This window comes from Algibacter sp. Ld11 (genome assembly GCF_045066735.1).
Taxonomy (GTDB): domain Bacteria; phylum Bacteroidota; class Bacteroidia; order Flavobacteriales; family Flavobacteriaceae; genus Algibacter.
On the sequence record NZ_JBISHH010000007.1, the window covers coordinates 321,211 to 340,786 of the forward strand.

13 protein-coding genes are annotated in these 19,576 nt (G+C 32.8%); 7 read left to right on the plus strand and 6 right to left on the minus strand.

The annotated features are described in order from the left end of the window. Positions 1–26 precede the first annotated feature (26 nt). The 3 genes from ACJJV4_RS04520 to ACJJV4_RS04530 all read right to left on the minus strand — a co-directional run bounded on the left by ACJJV4_RS04520 (position 27) and on the right by ACJJV4_RS04530 (position 4,120). Entirely contained in the window at positions 27–2,042 is a 2,016-nt protein-coding gene (locus ACJJV4_RS04520; RefSeq protein WP_405292275.1) for a hypothetical protein, read from the minus strand. Between the two features lie 155 nt (positions 2,043–2,197). Then, positions 2,198–3,442, minus strand: coding sequence for a DEAD/DEAH box helicase (locus ACJJV4_RS04525; RefSeq protein WP_405292276.1), 1,245 nt, complete (start codon positions 3,440–3,442; stop codon positions 2,198–2,200). 42 nt (positions 3,443–3,484) lie between these two features. Continuing rightward, positions 3,485–4,120, minus strand: a complete 636-nt coding sequence (locus ACJJV4_RS04530) for an MOSC domain-containing protein (RefSeq protein WP_405292277.1) — start codon at positions 4,118–4,120, stop codon at positions 3,485–3,487. Between the two features lie 174 nt (positions 4,121–4,294). On the opposite strand from ACJJV4_RS04530, the gene ACJJV4_RS04535 reads away from it, so the two are divergent. The 5 genes from ACJJV4_RS04535 to ACJJV4_RS04555 all read left to right on the plus strand — a co-directional run bounded on the left by ACJJV4_RS04535 (position 4,295) and on the right by ACJJV4_RS04555 (position 9,217). After that, complete coding sequence (locus tag ACJJV4_RS04535; RefSeq protein ID WP_405292278.1) at positions 4,295–5,302, plus strand: sugar kinase; 1,008 nt, start codon at positions 4,295–4,297, stop codon at positions 5,300–5,302. A 211-nt stretch (positions 5,303–5,513) separates the two neighbouring features. After that, entirely contained in the window at positions 5,514–6,245 is a 732-nt protein-coding gene (locus ACJJV4_RS04540) for an energy transducer TonB (RefSeq protein ID WP_405292279.1), read from the plus strand. A gap of 259 nt (positions 6,246–6,504) precedes the next feature. Then, positions 6,505–7,839, plus strand: coding sequence for a 2TM domain-containing protein (locus ACJJV4_RS04545; protein WP_405292280.1), 1,335 nt, complete (start codon positions 6,505–6,507; stop codon positions 7,837–7,839). A 27-nt stretch (positions 7,840–7,866) separates the two neighbouring features. Beyond that, on the plus strand, positions 7,867–8,202 hold the full coding sequence (locus tag ACJJV4_RS04550; protein ID WP_405292281.1) for a 2TM domain-containing protein: 336 nt from the start codon (positions 7,867–7,869) through the stop codon (positions 8,200–8,202). 259 nt (positions 8,203–8,461) lie between these two features. Then, positions 8,462–9,217 (plus strand): LytR/AlgR family response regulator transcription factor, encoded by a 756-nt coding sequence (locus tag ACJJV4_RS04555; RefSeq protein WP_405292282.1) that lies wholly within the window; start codon positions 8,462–8,464, stop codon positions 9,215–9,217. A gap of 129 nt (positions 9,218–9,346) precedes the next feature. Here the strand turns inward: ACJJV4_RS04555 and ACJJV4_RS04560 are convergent, their stop codons facing one another. Then, positions 9,347–9,568 carry a DUF2892 domain-containing protein gene (locus ACJJV4_RS04560; protein WP_405292283.1) on the minus strand — a complete coding sequence of 74 codons (222 nt, stop codon included), beginning with the start codon at positions 9,566–9,568 and terminating at the stop codon, positions 9,347–9,349. Positions 9,569–9,932: 364 nt separating this feature from the next. Between ACJJV4_RS04560 and ACJJV4_RS04565 the strand changes: the two genes are divergently transcribed. Continuing rightward, positions 9,933–10,457 carry a DUF421 domain-containing protein gene (locus ACJJV4_RS04565; RefSeq protein ID WP_405292284.1) on the plus strand — a complete coding sequence of 175 codons (525 nt, stop codon included), beginning with the start codon at positions 9,933–9,935 and terminating at the stop codon, positions 10,455–10,457. Between the two features lie 94 nt (positions 10,458–10,551). Next, positions 10,552–12,795, plus strand: coding sequence for an FUSC family membrane protein (locus tag ACJJV4_RS04570; RefSeq protein WP_405292285.1), 2,244 nt, complete (start codon positions 10,552–10,554; stop codon positions 12,793–12,795). A 136-nt stretch (positions 12,796–12,931) separates the two neighbouring features. Here the strand turns inward: ACJJV4_RS04570 and ACJJV4_RS04575 are convergent, their stop codons facing one another. Together ACJJV4_RS04575 and ACJJV4_RS04580 are read right to left on the minus strand one after the other, a co-directional pair. Beyond that, positions 12,932–17,125 (minus strand): phosphodiester glycosidase family protein, encoded by a 4,194-nt coding sequence (locus ACJJV4_RS04575; RefSeq protein ID WP_405292286.1) that lies wholly within the window; start codon positions 17,123–17,125, stop codon positions 12,932–12,934. A 9-nt stretch (positions 17,126–17,134) separates the two neighbouring features. After that, positions 17,135–18,379, minus strand: a complete 1,245-nt coding sequence (locus ACJJV4_RS04580) for a glycosyltransferase (RefSeq protein ID WP_405292287.1) — start codon at positions 18,377–18,379, stop codon at positions 17,135–17,137. Positions 18,380–19,576: the final 1,197 nt, after the last annotated feature.

Sequence of the window (19,576 nt, forward strand, 5' to 3'; positions counted from 1 at the left end):
GCTTTTTTTTATTGTGTAATGGGGATCTATTTTTGCAATAGCATTTCAATATGTTGTAATCTATCTTCTAAAGATTGTATTTTTTTATTTTGAAACTCAATAATTTCGTTTTGAGATTTTATTTGTTTGTTAAGTTCTGTGATATATATAAATTGCTCTTCAATTTTTTCTAAGTTGGTTACGGTTGCTTCAGTAATATTTAATGTCATTTCGTTAATCTGAACTTCAGAATACGACTTAACACCGGGTAAATGGCCATTAAGTTTAACAAAGCGTTCTGCTTCATCTAAAGAGTTAAATTTATAATTCGAGTTTATCTTAGATTTGCCTTTAAAATAATCTTCAAAGACATAATCGGGATAAGTTGTTGTATTGGAAATAAAACTAAATGCCCTTACTGATCCGGCAGTTACAACTTCAGTTACAGCTGCATTCCCAAGTCTAATTTCATTAGAAGCTGTTGGAGATGCTTGGTATCCCAAACCTACGGAATTGGTTAAACCATTTATAGTGATATTATTTCCAAGAGCGATACTGTTTTCTGAAGCCGCTGTAATTGTTGATGAATTACCTACAATTAAAGTATTTAATGAGATGCCGTTAACTTCTGCATCGTACCCGATGGCTAAAGATCCTGTGGAACTTCCTATTACTCTTGTTTCTGGACCAATAGCGGTTCCAAATGCAGTCTCACTTTTGGAGTTGTTACCTAATGCTAATGAAGCGCTTTGAGTTGCGATAGCATCAGAACCTAATGCCGTACTTTCAATACCACTAGCAACGGAGTTTTCGCCTACTGCTGTAGCATCTTGAGCACTAGCTTCTGCAATTCGTCCTAAAGATAAACTTCTTAATCCTGTTGCAGTTGTGCCACTTCCAAAAGCTAAAGCTTCTTGTCCGCTTGCTACGGCTTGTTCGCCCACACTAGTAGATCGATCTCCAGAGGCTTTTGTTGAGCTACCTATAGCTACAGAATTTCCTGCAGTTACAATTGTAGAGTTTCCTATGGCTACAGAATCGGACTGAGAGCTTGAAGAGCTAGATCCAATTGAAACACTATTAAGACCCGAAGCTATGCTATTACTCCCTATTGAAACAGTATCATTATTGCTGGCTAAACTACTGTAGCCTATTGCGGTAGATCTAACAGCAATAGCTTGAGCAACGGACCCTATGGCGGTGGTGTGCGATAAGGTAGCATCGCTATCTTGCCCTATAGCCACTGCATTTGAAGCATTACTAGAGGCGTTTCTTCCTATTGAAATGGATCTTGTTCCTCCTGCATTTGTATTTCTTCCTAGAGCAATGGCGTCTTGTTCTGTGGTTACTGCGTTGTTTCCTATAGAAATAGCAGCTGTTGCACCAACCTTAGAGGCATTACCTATTGATATTGCCGATTGAAGGTTGTTATTTGTAGCGTCTGCATCGATACCAATAAAAGTATTGAAGTCTCCGTTTGTGTTAAAATCTCCAGCCTGATAACCTATAGCTGTATTTCTACCTCCTAAATTATTTTTTAAAGCATTAACACCTATTGAAGTATTGTTTATGCCTGAAGCATTGGCCTCTAAACTGCTTGTTCCAAAAGCGGTGTTCGAAGCATCTAATATTCCTGCAGGTATATTGTTTCTTTTAAAAATAATATTTTCATCATTTGTGGTGCCTAAAAAATTTGTGTTATCATCAATATCACTATTTCCATTAACACCCCATCCGCTTTTTTGCAAAAACCTTATCCAATCTGTTTGTGCATTATCCCAATAGTAAAAACCCGAATCATAATTTTTAGCTGTACCGCTAATGTTGATTGCTGTTAGGTTATTGTTTAAATAAACCATCATCGAGTTTTGATTTCCATCGGGATTGGTCGCTGGAAATGTATCAATTCGCGGGACTAATAGCCCATCGTTAGAATTTGGTGTTGATATTGAAGTGGCAGAGACGTCTAAAGAAGCCTTTGGGTCGACATTATTTATGCCTACTTGAGCATAATTGCTTAAAGAAAACAAGAATGCTAAGCATAATATAGCTATATATTTCATAATTAGAGAGAGTAGAAAGGCAAATGTATAAAATAAGCATCTCTCTAATACTAATTTTGAGTTTTATTTATTCTAAATCTCTTGTGTTTTAGGTAGTTCAGTATTTATTTAGTGTGTAAATCTGTATACAAAACATGTTTTGGTAATAATAAAGACTAATACCAACGTTTTTTCTTCTTTTTACTAGCCTCACTTTTTCTACCTTTTTTATGTTTACTGCCTCCAGTTTTTTGAGATTTATGCACAATAGGTTTTGCTTTTGGATCTAAGGGATAAGGATGCTCGTCTATAACATCAATTTGCATTTGTATTAATTGTTGTATTGCAAGAACGTAGCTTTTTTCGTCGGCGGAGCATAAAGAATATGCCATACCTGTTTTTCCTGCTCTAGCTGTTCTACCAATGCGATGTACATAAGTTTCTGGTATGTTTGGTAAATCGAAATTTACAACAGCATCCAAATCACTAATATCAATGCCTCGAGCAGCAACATCGGTTGCTATTAAAATATTTACGTCCCCTTTTTTAAAGCGTAATAAAGCATCTTGTCGAGCCGTCTGACTTTTATCTCCATGTATACTATCTACTTTATAACCGTTTTTCGATAAAGTTTTTTCAAGTTTATCAACACCAAATTTAGTGCGTCTAAAGATAATAATGTTTCCTTTAATAGTGGTTCTAAGTAAATGCAGTCCCAATTCTATTTTATTTTGTTTTGGTACAAAATAGAGCAGTTGGTTTACATTTTTAGAGGTAGAAGAGTTTTGGGCAACTTCAATACGTTCAGGTTCGTTTAATACGGTGTTTGCTAATTGTTCTACCTTATACGGAATAGTTGCAGAAAACAATAAAATTTGTTTTTCGTTAGTACAAAGACGTTCTATTTTTTTAACATCGTCTATAAACCCCATATCTAGCATTAAATCGGCTTCATCTAAAACAAGTGTTTCAACGTAATCTAAATTTAATGCGTCTTGTTTATGTAAATCGAGTAAACGTCCAGGCGTAGCAATTAAAATATCGATACCTTTTTTTAAAACCTCTTTTTGAGGCTCAATAGCGGCACCACCAAAAATAACAGAAGTTGTTAAGTTTGTATAAGTACTATAGGTTTTAAAGTTGTTCTCTATTTGAATAGCCAACTCGCGAGTGGGACTTATAATTAAAGCTTTAATTTTTTTGCCTTTTTTGGGAGCATCTTGGTTATTAAATAAACGCTGTAAAATAGGAAGCGCAAAGGCGGCCGTTTTTCCAGTTCCTGTTTGTGCAGAAACAATAACGTCTTTTCCTTCTAAAACCAAAGGAATGGTTTTTTCTTGTACCAAGGTTGGATTATCGTATCCAGCTTCGGCAACGGCTCTTAAAATTGGGCGATTTAATTGTAAGTCTTTAAATGACATGTATTAATAATTTGCTGCAAAGATACTATAAACCGCTTCAGCTTATTTTAAATACATGGCTAATTTGTTTCTTTTTTTATCAGGTAGTGCATCATTCTCAATAGCTCGTTTTAATAAATCTTGGTCTTTTTCTTTGGCATATAGCAAATGGAACATTTGAGCTATGGTTAAAGAGTTTGAGGCTTCTTCCTGTAAAACCATGGTGTCTCCGGTTTTTACAAAACCTTCTTTTAGTATCCTGATATATGAGCCTGGAAATCCATGGTTTATAAAGGCCTTTAGTATATTTTGATTATTAAATTTTACACCCAATTTAAAACAAGGCTCACGAGGCTGTGTTATTTGTACTAAAGCGTCTCCTATTTTATATATGTTGCCTACATAAATTTCGGATTCATCGAAATTAGAAACGGTTAGATTTTCTCCAAACATGCCCCAATTCCATTCTAAATCGGGATAGCGTTTTTTCCAATAATCATAATGCTTTTCAGAAAAAATGTAGCAAGCTTTAAATATGCCGCCGTGATATTTTCGGTCTGTTACCTCGTCATGCTCAACATCTGTTTTACCAAGGAAAATAGGAGAGTAGGTTGGTGTTTTGTAAATACCGGTAACGACTTCTTTTTTGTTCCAAATTATTGTGGTTGGTTTGGCAAGATTAGTAGCAATAATTTTCATTATTAATAAAATGAATTTATGTTTTGTTAATAGATGCTTAACGAAGTTACTCTAATTTTAATAAGCTTACAAATTAGGTGCGATTTATGTAATTTAGGCAAAATAATTAACTGTTTGTTGAGTATTACCAAAATCAAATGTTAAATTTGTTCGGATAACGGTATAAATATATTTATGAGTCAAATAATCACTTTTGGAGAAGTTTTAATGCGTATTTCACCTCGTGGACACAAAAAATTTATTCAATCTAATATGGTTGAATTTTATTTTGGAGGAACTGAGCTAAATGTGGGGATTTCTATTGCTAATTTTGGAGGTAATGTTAGACATATTAGTGCAGTGAGCGACGATTTTATTGGAGAAACAGCGCTATCTTATATAAATAAGTTTGGTGTAGACACATCTTCTATAAGTTTGTCTCAACGGCCGTTGGGTGTTTACTTCTTTGAGGTAGGTGCTGTAATGCGCCCGAGTAATATATCATACAATCGCTCGCACTCTTCATTTTCGCAGATTTTACCATCTATGGTAGATTGGGAAAAAGCCTTGGACGATGGAAAATGGTTCCATTGGACAGGTATTACGCCTGCGTTAACTCAAGGTAGTTTTGATACTTTAAAAGAAGGCTTGATTTTAGCAAGACAAAAAGGATTTACTATTTCTGCCGATCCAACGTATCGAAACGGATTATGGAAATATGGTAAAGATCCTAAGGAAACTTTAATAGATTTACTTCATTATTCAACTATTTTTATTGGTGGTATTAACGAAATCAATGAAGTTTTAGGTACAAGTTATAACTATTCTAACGAAGATTTTATTGAAGCGAGTAAACAGTTAATTAAGGAGTTTCCTTCAATAGAGAAAGTTTTTGATAAAATAAGAACCTCCGTAAATGCGTCGTGGCATAAAATACGTGCTAGAATGTGGAATGGTACTGAATTTAGAGAAACTGAAGATTTAGATATTACACACGTAGTAGATAGAATAGGAACGGGAGATGCTTTTGCTGCAGGACTTATTTATGGTCTGCAAGAATTGGAGGATGATTATAAAGCTATCGAGTTTGCAAGTGCTGCTTGTGCTTTAAAACACACTTATGAGGGTGATGTGAATTTGGCTACTGTAAAAGAGGTTATGGGTATTCTTGGTGGAAACAAATCAGGACGATTAACTAGGTAATCGTGTTTTTTACTGACAACACTACAAAATAAGATTTACTTTTTATATTATAAAATGCTAACAGGCTACTCTTTGGGGTAGTCTGTTTTGTTTTTTTATGAATTAATTTATTTGATTTCTTAGTTATTTTGATACTATTTAGAGAATATGATAATTATCATAGTTGATTTTTGCCAATTACAATAATTTTATGGTATTAAAATAAGTAGTCATGGAAGTTAAAAAGAACCCACAATTAGAAATTGGCCGTAATAGTAGTTTATATTTTGCTATAGGTCTTAATTTGATGTTATTCTTGTCTTGGCAAGCCTTAGAGTTTAAGACTTACGATTCGCAAGATGAAATTGCAATGGATGTTTTAGATATGGAAGTTATCTATGAAGATGATATTCCTGTCATAAAAGCTGCTACTCCTCCACCTCCGGCCGCTCCTCCTGTTGTAATTACGCAAACGATTGAGGTGGTAGAAGATGTTGTTGATATTGAAGAAACCGTTTTCGAAAGTACAGAATCTGGGCAAGACGATGCCATTTCCGAACACATTGTTGCTGTAGGTGACGTTGTTGTAGAGAAAGTAGAAGAAGATGTAGAAGTTGCTTTCGCCGTTATTGAAGATGTACCTGTTTTCCCTGGATGCGAAGGTTTAAATAAACAAAAAACCAAAGATTGTTTTCAGAAAAAAATGCAAGAACATGTGGTAAAAAACTTTAATTATCCACAAGCTGCGTTAGATATGGGAATCCAAGGTCGTGTTTCTGTTATATTTATTATAGATTCTAAAGGGCATACTACCAATATTCGTTCTCGTGGTCCGGACAAAATTTTAGAATCGGAAGCCGAACGTATTATAGGTAGATTACCAAAAATGCAGCCTGGTAAACAACGTGGTAAACCGGTTAAAGTAGCTTATGCCGTTCCAATATTCTTTAAGTACGAGGGGTAAAAGCAAAAGTTTATAAGTAATATTCAAGCAGTCTAAAATATTTTTTAGGCTGCTTTTTTTTTGTAAATTACAATTCAGCATTAAAAAAATACAGTTCGGTAATTCAATTTTAGTAAAACCAGAGTTCTCAGCGATATTTGTACCATCATTAAGCAATAAATAATTAATTATGGAACAAGTTATTATTAAAATTAGAGGTAGCGATAAAGTAAAAAAGCAGAACAAACAGAGCAAACCAAAATTCTATTAAACGCATATCATGACAAAATCAATAAAATATATATTAATCACTTTTCTAATTGGCTGTATGGTCTTTTTAATAGGGAGTTATCTGCAAAACGGATTTCACTACAATACCTTTAGAGATTTACTTATATCTTTTGTTTTTTATCAGCTTTACGCTTTTGTTTTAGGGTATTCTAATATGTTTTTTTTCGATTACCTCGAACGTAGAAATTGGAAACGAAATGAGTATCTAAGGCGTATTTTATTAGGTATTGCCGGATCCACAGTAATAACACTGGTAGGCTTATTTTTTCTAAGAGCATTAACAAATGTTTTTTACTTCGGTAATACATTTAGTAGTTTTTTAGCTAATCAAAAATGGAAAAATTATGAATTTGGTTTATGGATTACCTTAACCATTGTAATAGGTTTTCATGTTGTGTTTTTTTACAATCGCTACCAGCAAAATAGAATAAAAGAACAAAAAGTTATAGCTGGTACAGCAAGTGCGAAGTTCGATGCTTTAAAAAATCAATTAGATCCACATTTTTTATTCAATAGTTTAAATGTACTAAGTAGTTTAATTGAAGAAAACCCGGTAAATGCACAAAAATTCACAACAGCATTATCTAAAGTGTATCGCTATGTATTAGAACAAAAAAGCAAAGAATTAGTAACGGTAAACGAAGAACTTAAATTTGCAAAAACCTATATGCTACTACTTAAAATGCGCTTTGAAGACAGTATTGTTTTCACAATGCCCGAAGCATCGCAAAATCCAGAAAGTAGAGTGGTGCCGTTATCTTTACAGTTACTATTAGAAAATGCCGTAAAACATAATATGGTAACATCGAGTAAACCATTAAATATAAAAATTTATGAAAGCAATGGGTACCTAACCGTAGAGAATAATCTACAGCCTAAGCAAATTGTAAAGAAGAGTACAGGAGTTGGTTTAAATAATATAAAACAGCGCTACCAGCTCTTAACTAACAAAAAAATAAATATTAATCAACAATCGAGCACATTTGCGGTAAGCATACCAATGCTCACAAAAAAAATAAAAATTATGAACACGCAAACATCACAAATAGACGACCAATATTTAAGAGCCCGCAACCACGTAGACGAATTAAAAGGTTTTTATTACAGCCTAGTATCCTACTGTTTAGTTATTCCGTTTTTGGCATTTATAAACTACAACACGTTTTGGGGCGTACAGTGGTTTTGGTTTCCAATGTTTGGCTGGGGTATTGGCTTATGCATTCAAGCCTATCGTGTTTTTGTAAGTAATGGCCTTTTTGGTAGAAACTGGGAAAAGCGTAAAATGGAAGAGTTTATGCGCAACGATCAAAATAAATGGAACTAGATTAACAAACTTTAAAGCATAGTAATTATGAAAAATATAGACTTCAACAACAACAACAGTAATACTGATTTTCAAAAAGAAGATGCTTACCTACGTGCCGAAAAACGATTAAAAGCATTGAAAGGTTTTTATTCTCACGCTTTCTTTTACGTAGTAATAAACCTTATACTAATAGGTATTGTAGCGTATCACTCCAACGGCGAGTTCTGGAGCTTTGGCACCTTTAGTACCGCTTTTTTCTGGGGTATAGGTTTAGTGTTTCATGCCATTGGAGTTTTTACAAAGGATATGTTGTTTAGTAAAAAATGGGAAGATCGTAAAATGCAGGACTACATGAAAAACGATCAAACCAGATGGGAATAAAATCTAAAGATCAATTCATATCATTATAAAAAACAAGGGCGTTACCCTACCGGGGCAGGCTTTCACTACTCGCTCCCTTCCTGCGGTCGGGGAGCTTAAACAAACCGTTCAATCCTTAACGCAGGGCAATTTTTCTAAGGTAGGTTTTAATAGAAGGTTATGGTAGGTCTGTAAAATTAATTAAAAATACTATATAGATTTTAAATCCAGATTGCATCATTAACTTAAAAATTGTAGTTTTAAAACAGAAATAAAAAACATGAACGTAATTATTATAGAAGACGAAAAACCATCGGCACGCCGACTTCAACGTCAACTAAAAGCCTTAAATCTAGAAGCCGAAACGATGCTTCATTCCGTAGAAGAATCTATTACGTGGTTTCAAAATAATCCACATCCAGATTTAATATTTCTTGATATTCAATTAAGCGATGGTCTTTCATTCGAAATTTTTGAAACTATAGATATAAAAAGTGCTGTAATTTTTACAACAGCTTACGATGAGTATGCACTGCAAGCCTTTAAATTAAATAGTATTGATTACTTGCTAAAGCCTATTGACGACGATGATTTAGAAGTTGCCGTAAAAAAATACCAAGAACGCGCGCCGCAAAAACAAGGTGTTACATTGGATTTCGATGATATAAAGAAATTACTAGTAAATCCTATAGATCGGGTTTATAAAAAGCGCTTCTCTATAAAAGTAGGGCAGCACCTCAAACTCATTAACATAGACGAGATAGAATGTTTCTATAGTGAAAATAAAGGAACATATGCATATACTGCGGACGGTCGAAATCATTTATTAGACAGTACGCTAGATCAATTAGAAAGCGAATTAGAACCACAAACCTTCTTCCGAATAAATCGTAAATTCTTTGTAAATATTAACGCCATTAAAGATATGGTGAGCTATACCAACTCTAGGTTGCAAATTAAATTACAATCTTATAATGAGCAAGATGTTATTGTAGCTCGCGAACGGGTAAAAGATTTTAAAAACTGGTTAGAATAGCAGGTGTTTTGAAGTGACAGTAAAAACGGCTTACCATGCTTGATTTTAATTCTTTTAGCAAAATCATTTCTGTTGAAGAATCCGTTGTCGTGTTGTTTTATTTCATTACAAAAATTCTAAACAGTAATGCTAAATATAGTCGTTTTTGTTTTTTGTGCTGAATTTAACACTTTTATAAAATGGACAGAAAGCAGTTATGCTGGCGAAGGCAAACATAAAAGAAACCACGATTAAAATAATACCAAGAATACCTCTAATCTCTCCTAAAAAAAATAATGATAGTAAAAGTATGGCAACTATAAACCTTACGAGTCTATCAAAATTACTCATGTTTTTCTTTAGTCTAATCATAAATAGAAAATAGTTTAGTTCAAAAAATATTTAGGGAATTACAAATTTAGCTTTTTTTTGAATGGAATGTGCTGTTAGCTTACATTTTATGTTGAATAAACTCACTTAATCGATTAATTATTAGTAGTGTTATGTTTTTTTGTACGCTTATTACTTCAAGGAGTCTATAATTGTGATTTTTCATGTTAGTGCATAAGTGAAAAGAATTTGGCTTGCTTAATCAAAAAAGGTGTTTTTTAATCTTATTAATCTGCTTAAACTAGATTGCACATAATCATGATTTCAGTTACAAATTAAATCATTAGCACTAATATACTTAAATGTTCTACGATATATTTGATGGTCTAACCATTAAATAAAATTTATGACTTTACAAGACTACATTAATTTAGTGCTTTCTGTATTAGGTGTTTTTTCGATAATAATTATTATAACCAGAGTTTTTGGTTTAAGGACCTTTGCGAAAATGTCTAGTTTCGACTTTGCTTCTACCATTGCAGTTGGATCTGTTTTAGCATCAATAATATTGAATAGCAACTATTCCTTAGGTAAAGGAACTGTTGTATTAATTGCCATTATTGGTTTTCAAACCTTGTTTTCTTACTTGGTTAGAAAAATAGATTTTTTTAAAAAACTTTTTACAAACAAACCTCAAATAATTATGTGGAACGGAAAAATTCTTCATAAAAAACTAAAGGCGTGTAATGTTGGTAAAGATGATTTAATAGCGAAACTAAGAGAGGCTAATGTGCATGATTTTAGAGAAGTAAAAGCAGTTGTCTTTGAAAGTACAGGCGATATTTCTGTGATTCATAACAAAGAAGAAAAACCCGTTAATGCTGAGGTATTAGTTGATGTAAGTAAGGAAGGGTTACATTGGAATAATTAAAGACTGAATAATAAGTTAAGTTGTTTTTTGAGTTTCATTTATCGCAAAAACTATTGCTTTAATTAAAGTATATTTGTTATTAATAAAATTGATATTGAATACTTACTTAAATAATATAGAATTATTTATAAAGGGCTCCAATTTATATAGAGGTCTCAAGTTAACTACTGCGATAGTTACACCATTAATTATTTTATATTTTTTAGGATACGCTGCATTTGCCCCTTCTATAGTTGTGGGTGTCTTTTTAAATGCTCCTGGAGATATTCCTGGCAGTTTAAAAAGAAAGGTAAATGCTATCTTAATAAGTATTGGTTTAACCATGCTTGTTAGTTGCACTGTTTTATTTTTTAAACCTTACTTGGTGCTTTTGCTTATTGCTATAGCGATAATTTCTTTTGTTGTCTCACTTATTTCGGTTTATGGTTTTAGAGCCTCGCTAGTCTCATTTTCAGGTTTGTTATCCATGGTGCTTGCTCTTGCTGTTCATAAAGAAAGTGCTCAAGACATCTTTACTCATATTGGACTTATGGGGATTGGAGGACTTTGGTATTTATTGGTATCCTATACTTTTCAGAAATTATCTCCCAAAAAGGATAATAACCAATTACTATCCGATACGTTGTCGCTTATTGGCGAATATTTAAAGTTAAGAGCAAGACTACTAACTAAAAAAAATAAACGCGAAACACTTATAAAGGAAGCCCTAGTATTACAAACACAAATTAACGAAAAGCACGAGACCTTAAGAGAAGTGCTATATATTGAAAGAAAAAAATCGGGTCGTTCTCATTATGATGAAAAACAACTTTTAATATTTATATCTACCATAAATATATTCGAGCTTATTGAAGCCAAACATCTTGATTATAATGAAATAGATAGACTTTTTCAGGATAAGAAAGTTTACCTGAAAGCCTCTAAAAATTTGAATAAAGTTTTGGGAAATCATTTAATAAAACTTTCGGAACTACTTATTCAAAAACGAAAAATACCTAATAAAAGACCCTTATTAGAAGCTCTATCTAAGGTTGATAATGCAATTTCCGATTATGTAGATGATGTTACACTGCCAAAAGCAAGAGAAGGTGCGTTGGTTTTAAAAAACTTATACGATTATCAAGAACTACTATTAGAAGAGGTAAGGGCTATTAGACGTGTTATGGCTAATGTTCGAGAAGCTTCTAAAGTATCTTTAAAAAGACAGGATGCTAGTCAGTTTTTAACGTTGCAAGAATATAGGTTAAATGTTATTATTCAAAACCTTAGTTTTAGTTCAAATTTATTTAGGCATGCATTACGCTTTACTGTGGCGGTAGTTTTTGCTTTTTCTCTGGGAACTATTTTAGAAATTCATAACACGTATTGGATTCTTTTAACGATTCTTGTTATTATGCGGCCCAATTATGGCTTAACCAAAGAGCGATCTAAAGATCGCATTATTGGAACACTTATTGGTGCAGCCTTCGCGATTAGTATTGTTCTGCTAACCCAAAATGTTATTGTTTACGGCACATTAGCTATTGTATCCTTAATTTTTGCATTTGCATTAATTCAGGAAAATTATAAATTTGCTGCAGCTCTAATAACAATCAATGTTATTTTTGTGTATTCTCTAATTAATCCGAATGCTTTTGAGGTTATTCAATATCGAGTTGTAGATACTATTATAGGAGCAACTATTGCTATAGTGGCAAACTATTTATTGTGGCCAAGTTGGGAGGTTAACAATTTAAAAGATGTTTTGATAGATGCCGTAAAGAAAAATAAAAATTATCTTTTGGCTACAAAAGATTTGTATCACGATAAAAAACAAAATCAATTGGCTTATAAAGTAGCAAGGAAAGATGCTTTTTTAGCGATAAGTAATTTAAACGCTGCATTTCAAAGATTAACCCAAGATCCTAAATCTAAACAAAAAGAATTTCAGTTAATATATAGTTTAGTAACACTTAATCAAACTATGGTTTCGGCTATGGCATCAATTGGGAGCTTCATTGTTAATCATAAAACAACTTCGGCCTCAAAAGAATTTGATGTTATGGTTTTGAAAATAGCAGATACATTACAAATGTCTTGCTCCTTATTAGAGGGAAGGCCAATTACTAAACAAGCGAATGCTGAAACTATTAAAAATGCTCAAGATGTACTACTGAAAACGTTTCAGAATTTATCGCACAAAAGAGATAAAAATATAAAAAAGGGTAATACAGAAATTAGTACCAAGGATATGCACGAATTGCAGGAGGCGTACTTAATTCCGAATCAACTTATTTGGTTGAAATCTTTATCTGAAAATTTAAAACGAGCCACACGAAAATACAACGAAGCAGTTTAGATTGTTTATTATAAAATTTATATCGATATATTTAAAAGTATTAAAATTAAAAACCACTTTCCGAAAATTAAGAAAGTGGTTTTTTATATTTAATTGTTGATGTTGCTTAAAGAGCTATTTAAAACTGCAACAAAATTTAATCTTCAATCCACCCCATAATAGCATTAGCTACAAATCTAGGTTCTGGGGGTAACGAGTAAATATCTTTCTCGTAGTTTTTATTGTATGGAGAGATATTCATAATATTACCATCTACAACCAAGGTGCTACTACCACCTGGATCAAAGCCCATAGCTTTATCCATGCCATATTTTAAAAGAATATCTACCATATCGAAATGTGTGGCTCCAACCGATTCTCTAATACGGCCGTTAACCATAAGCACCATAAGTTTACCTTCTTTGGTAATACCTACGGCAATTTTTGGTCCACGCATATCTGTGAAATCTAACCGTGCTGCTTGTGTTTTAATAGAGTTAGAGGTTTTCCAACCTTCATCTTCCATATTTAAAATTTGCTTTCCGCCGTCTATTAGCATAGGGCCAGCTTCAATAGCATACGAAATCTCATTCCATTTAAAAGGATTGGTTTCTGGCTCTAAAAGTTGAATGTCTAAAGGCACGCCTTCTTTAAAAATGGTGTTAGAGAAAATTTTAGAAGGAATGGATAAAGTAATACCGACGGAAATAGCGGGGACAGATTCACCTGCTTTCGTTTTAATAATTTGTTTTACAGTATTTCCTGCAATTCTGATAATAACATTTCCATTTCCTTTAAAGGTTTCTTCAGAATAAGATAAATCGTAAAAGCAAGCCTCGGAATCGCTATGCTTGTTATAATTATTCGCACTAAAAACAATATTTTTTTGTTTACCTTTTACAATTAAACCAGCTTCACAATTTACTTTCCTGATATCAACATCACCATTTTTATAAATTATAAAGGCTGGTTTGTTAAATAATGGCGGACAAAACACTTTATTGTCCATAATCAATAAACCTAAAGGAGAACCAATATAGGTTTCAGGTAGTCCAAGTTTGCCAACTAGCTCAGGATTTAAAATATAGCCACCATTCCAGGCGAGTTCTATTTTATTAGAATTTTTACTTTTCTTCTTATATTCCTTAATTAAAGCAGGTACATTTTTAGGTTCTTTATTCGCAATATGGGCTGCAAATTTCCATTTATATTTTTTAGTATCAATTTCCGCTAATACACCACTCCAAGGTAAACCATCGCTATAAACACCACCTGCGAAAGAAGATTTCACTTTTTCTGCAGTTTTAGTTTCTTTCAAGCCTTCTTTTATTTGCTCAAGAAGTTTAATAATTGGCGTTCCGTTTTCTATGGCATCAGTAGAAATTATTTTAAATAACTCTTTTTCTCCAATAGTATTTTTTAGTTCGGTAAAATCATCGCTTTTTAAAGCTAAGTTAAAATCTTTTGCGGTTTGAATTGGAGTAGGATAGGCCAAAGTGGTTCGGACAGCTGCTGGTACAAATTGAATAAAACCACTATCTTTTGGTATGCCCATAATTTTGGCTGTCATTTCATATAAAACCTTACCAATATGGAAGTGATCAATTTCTATAATGTCAGTCATCATAGCAGAATATTCACCATTGGTTATTAAAAAACCATTTGCTTCTTTGATGTCTCTTAAGATTTTGATGGCTTTTGGTCCCATTTGCGGAAAATGAACACCTTCCGACCATTGTTTCGTTTCAACTATTTGTACAACGCCAGCTTTATAAAGCAGCCCTAACTCTGGTTCTTTACCGCTTTCTAGATATTCTTTAATGTTAGCGCTAGAAAACCACTTGGTTATTCTTGGCTCATGGATAAATATATATATCTTTTCTAAAGAATCTACGCTACTTTGTAGCACTTCTTCTGTCAGTTCTTCTTCTATAGTTAATTTTAATTGGGCACGAATGGGCTGCAAAACAAAATACTCTAACTCATGTTTAATGTATCGTCCCGGGAAGTATCCTTTTGGAACATTCTTCTTTAAATTGGTGGTTAATATTTTTCGATCATCAATACCTAAGTATTTACTGTTGGTTAATTGAAAAAGAGCCAATTCCCAATCTGCAAAAAACTGTGGAGCCAAAGTTAAATCGGCTAAATGTTGAGGTTTAAAAATATCATTATAAATCATATTCACTAAGCCTGTTACTTCTTGATATGTAAAAGCTTGATATGCAAAAGATTTTTTGTTTCTATGTCTGTAGGTTAGAGCGTGATCATGTCTGGTTGAAATTTCACCATCTACATATTTAAAAATATCATCAATAGCATTGTAGTATTTATGGATATGTTGCAAATTTGTGTTTACTAAATCCGGAATATCGTTTTCCATCATTCTAGCATAGCGCATTACTTTTCCTTTTACAAGCTGCTCTTCAACTCTAAAAAAACTAGGGTCTATTAAAGATTTTAAATACAGCATAAAAGACAAGCGCCCATAGCCTGGTAAATAATGTCTTGTTTTTTTGTTTAGAATAGCGTTTAAATCGTCGTTTTCAAATTCAACCGATTTTTTGTACGCCTTTAATAAGGTAACAACTTGCGCATTGTCTTCACTACTTATAGCATCTAGTTGTAAACACATGCGCTCAATAATATATCGCATGTTTTTTTCTAACGATTCGATGCTGTAACGTTTATTAATTACGCTTCGGTTATGTGTAACATCTACCATTCGGTTTTGTGGATAAAACACGTGGTCGCATATTTTCTCGGCTAGTAATTTAGGTACTTTAGAGCCTTTAAATTCTAAAACGTTTAAACGTAGAGATTCATCTAAATGTCTACCAATTACTTGGTCGTAAACTTCTCTTGGTTCATATTGTCTACAAAATATGGGTGTTCCACAAGCTGCAGCTTCTATAATGGGTAAACCACGACCTTCGGTTTGGCTTGGTAATAAAATTAGAGAAGCAACATCATAGAGTTGTTCAATATTTAAAGGTTTCTTATATCTTTTCTTGAATTCGTTTTTATCAAACTCACTAAATAAAAAGCCAAGTAATACGCGCGATTTAAATTCTTTAGGAAGTTCTTTAAGGAAATTTGTAAAATCTTCTTTTAAATCACGGTAGTAGTTTTGCTGACCATGCGGAATAGGGCCAGAAACTATGAGAGATAATTTTAATTGTGGATTGGTTGAAAATTTCTCAGCAAAGGAGTCGTAAGAAAACAATCTTTTAATAAGCTTAAAGTTAAGCTCAATAGATTTTCTACTAATCACGCGTGTGGGTTGTAGAAATACAATATTGTTATTTACAAAGTCGAAATTTTTAATGGTTTTATGTCCTAAAAGTATAGGTTTAAGTGAGCGCTTGCTATCTTTATGGTGTGCTGCAGTATGTACGGTAATAGTATCTTTGTCATTAGCAAAAATGGTAGAGACTTGCATAAACGCTTTTATAATATCACGTTTACTCATTTGGTGCATTTTGGTATCTACAGCAGTACCGAGTAAGGCTACATTTGCTGGGTTATGACCATTAATATTAATAAGATGCTCTTGCTGCATTTTATTAATATTTACATTCATCCACGAACGACTTTCCCATGGGTAAACCATTTCTATAACAGAGAAAAATTCGCCAATATGTGCATTATGAAAAAAGAAATCTCTCGGACCTTTTTTTAAGCCTTTCTTTGCAATATCTTCTTTTCTATTACCACCTTCCCAATAAAAATCGTGATTATTATTTATTACAGGAATTCCTAAATACTCCGAAATTAAAACAGTGGCTAGCGCTAAAGAAACATTTCCGGGATTCGAGCAAACATTAATGAGATACAACAGCGAAATATCGTTTTCCTCAATGTAGCTACCTAGTTTTTCAACTAAAACCAAAACCTCTTTCCAAAATTTGCCAATAAGTGCATTGTATGCCTCACTGCCACGTTCCATTTTTATATTAAAGAAGTCTTCGTATAGTGGCCAAGCATCAAAGGCTTCCATTTCTGGAATTACTTTTTTAAAAGCACTACTTGGGATTAGCTCATCTGCCTCGTCCTTTATATCTCCAGCAATATAGTGAATGGGTATATCGGGATAAATGTTTTTAAAGATTTTGGCATATTTTTCCGTTTCTACCGTAATACCATCTATGGTAAAATAAAAGGTAAGAAAGGCAATACCACCTTTTTCAATTTCAGCATCAAACGTAGATGCCTTTTGTTTAAAAGCCGAATCAAAATTTTGCTCTTTAAATTTATCAATAAATAACCCGAGGTCAAACCAAGTATTTATTTTTTCATTTTTTAATGTATTTAATATGTTAGGTATTTTCGCTGTATTATTGTTAATCATTATTTGTTTTTAAAATTTAAATAGACTGCTTAATTTTTCTTCTAGTACATCATAAGAAAAATACTTTTTTCCTATCTCAAAGTTGTATTCACCAATTTCTAAACAACGTTGTGGGTTGTATATAATGTCAGACATCTGTTGCACACTCTCCGGAGTTAAGTTGCCATCTTCAATCATTACGGTTTCAAAACCTTTATTACCAATATCCTGCATGTAAACCGGTTTGTAGTTATTTACAAAAATTGGTTTTTTTGCAAGTACGGTTTCTACAAAAGCATTCCCAAAACCCTCGTAAGTACTAAAATAGGTTGCAGCTCTACCGTGGGCATAAACGTCCGATAAGTCTTTGTGATCTAAAACCTTATCGGCAGCAAATATTATTTGGCTCGATAAATTAAGTTGCTGTATTTGGTCTATTAATTCATTATAATACTCCTTATTCTCGTCGTCATTGTTATTACCAGTAATAACAAGTTTTAGTTTTTTATCATCTAGTTTATCAATTAAAGAAATAGCAGTTTCAATACCCTTACGTCTCACTATGCGAGTAACTTGCAAAAGAGCAATTTCATCTTCGGTAATACCTAAGTCTTTAAGGAAAAACTGATTTTCTGGAGTTGGCACGCCGTAAATGCGATTAAAATCCATAACATTTGGCACTAAAGTGGCGTCTATGTTAAATCTGTTTTTAAATGTTTCAACACCAAACGTATTAATAACGGCATGTTTTACGTCAGGTAATAATAACGGGAAATTATTATCCACATATTGGTTAATTTCCGGATGGGCAGATACGTAGCGCTCACCACGTTCCCAGTGAAAATCATGATCATGAGTTACAATAGGTAAGCTTGTAGTTTTTATTAGTTTTTTAATGGCCACACCCATAGAAAGATGGCAGGGTAGTGCCGATGCATTTTCAGAAAGTAAAACCTCAATCTTTTTGTCTCCCAACCACTTAACCATGGCATCATGAATCATGTTCGAGGCATTCTCAACATGCTCCAACAATGGGCCAGGATCTTTATCTGGTTCATAAAAAGCTTTGCGCTGCCCCCATTCAGCTTCTACCGAAAAAAACGATAAAGCAGGAAACAAGTAATCATGGTCGTAATCCATAGTCCACGACTCAAATTCTCCAGACATAATAAACACCTCATGTCCCAATTTTTTTAATACATCAATCCATTTCTCAGTTTCCAGCGCAACACCGTCCACGCCGCCAATTCTACCAATAATAATACCTATTCGCATGTTCTATAAATAAAGGTTCGTATCCTTTAAATATAGACTATAGCTCAAAAAAATAAAAGCTTTTCAGGCAGAGCCTTGTTTAAATTATCACTTCAAAAATTTAAGCTACCATAAATTATGTGTTTTTAAATTTAAACCTATAATCTGGGTAAATTGATAATTGAATATTTTGAGTTTATCATAAAATGTTGTGTTTTAATCATCTTTTTATGTGTTTTCGTAATTAAAATTTAAGTTTTAAAGAAAAATTGTAAAAAAGGAATAAATTGGTTGAGTTAGGTTTTTATTTGGGCGTTACTCTAGCTACACCTTTAGAGGTATAGCTAGAGTCGGGCTTTCACTACTCGCTTTTTTGTGTTGCATAGGTGCAACCACACAAAAAGAGCTCAAACATGCCGTTCAATCCCTAACGCAGGGCTAGTTTGTAGAATCACTTTTTAAACCAAAATATAGTTTTAGTTTAAAAAATGTATAATGTTATATACATAGGAGTAAACTAAAATAGGGGAGAAGCACTATCGAATTAATAGACACCTATTATATAAGAAGACATAAAAAGAGAAACAATAAAATAGTTGTACCTATATATAAGGTAGTAAATAATATCAAAACTAAAATAAACACATGTCTCTCTATAAAAGGATAAATTGAGTTGTAATTTTATTTACCTGAAATTTTAAAAAAAATGACCACTATTAGTTCTAACCAGACTTAAAAAAATGAACTAAAAATACAGTAGTACATCAAAAAACGAAATTACAAAATAAAATTTATAGGTAAAATGAGTGTTTCTCTGCATAAAGGGATATAATATCACTACCGATTGTATTAAAGAAGGAGACCACTAAATTAAAAATCACCTTAAAGTGGGGTAGAATACCGAGTGAAGTAATCCCGGTAATTAGCAATAACGATAAACACAGATGTGATATCAAAAGAAAGTTATAATGTAAATCGCTGTAAAACATTTGTTTAAAATAAACTTCAAAAAAACTTGTTTAAAAAGCTTGTCAGAACCAAAAAGGCATCTATATTTGCACCCCGCTAAAAAAGGTAAAACTTCAAAGCGTAACGTTCATACAAAAGTTGATTGATTAAGATTTTAAGAGAGGTAAAAACTTTTAAAAAAAGAATTAAAAAACATTGTGAGTTTAATAAAAGGTTGTAAGTTTGCAGCCGCTAAAAACGGTAACGTAA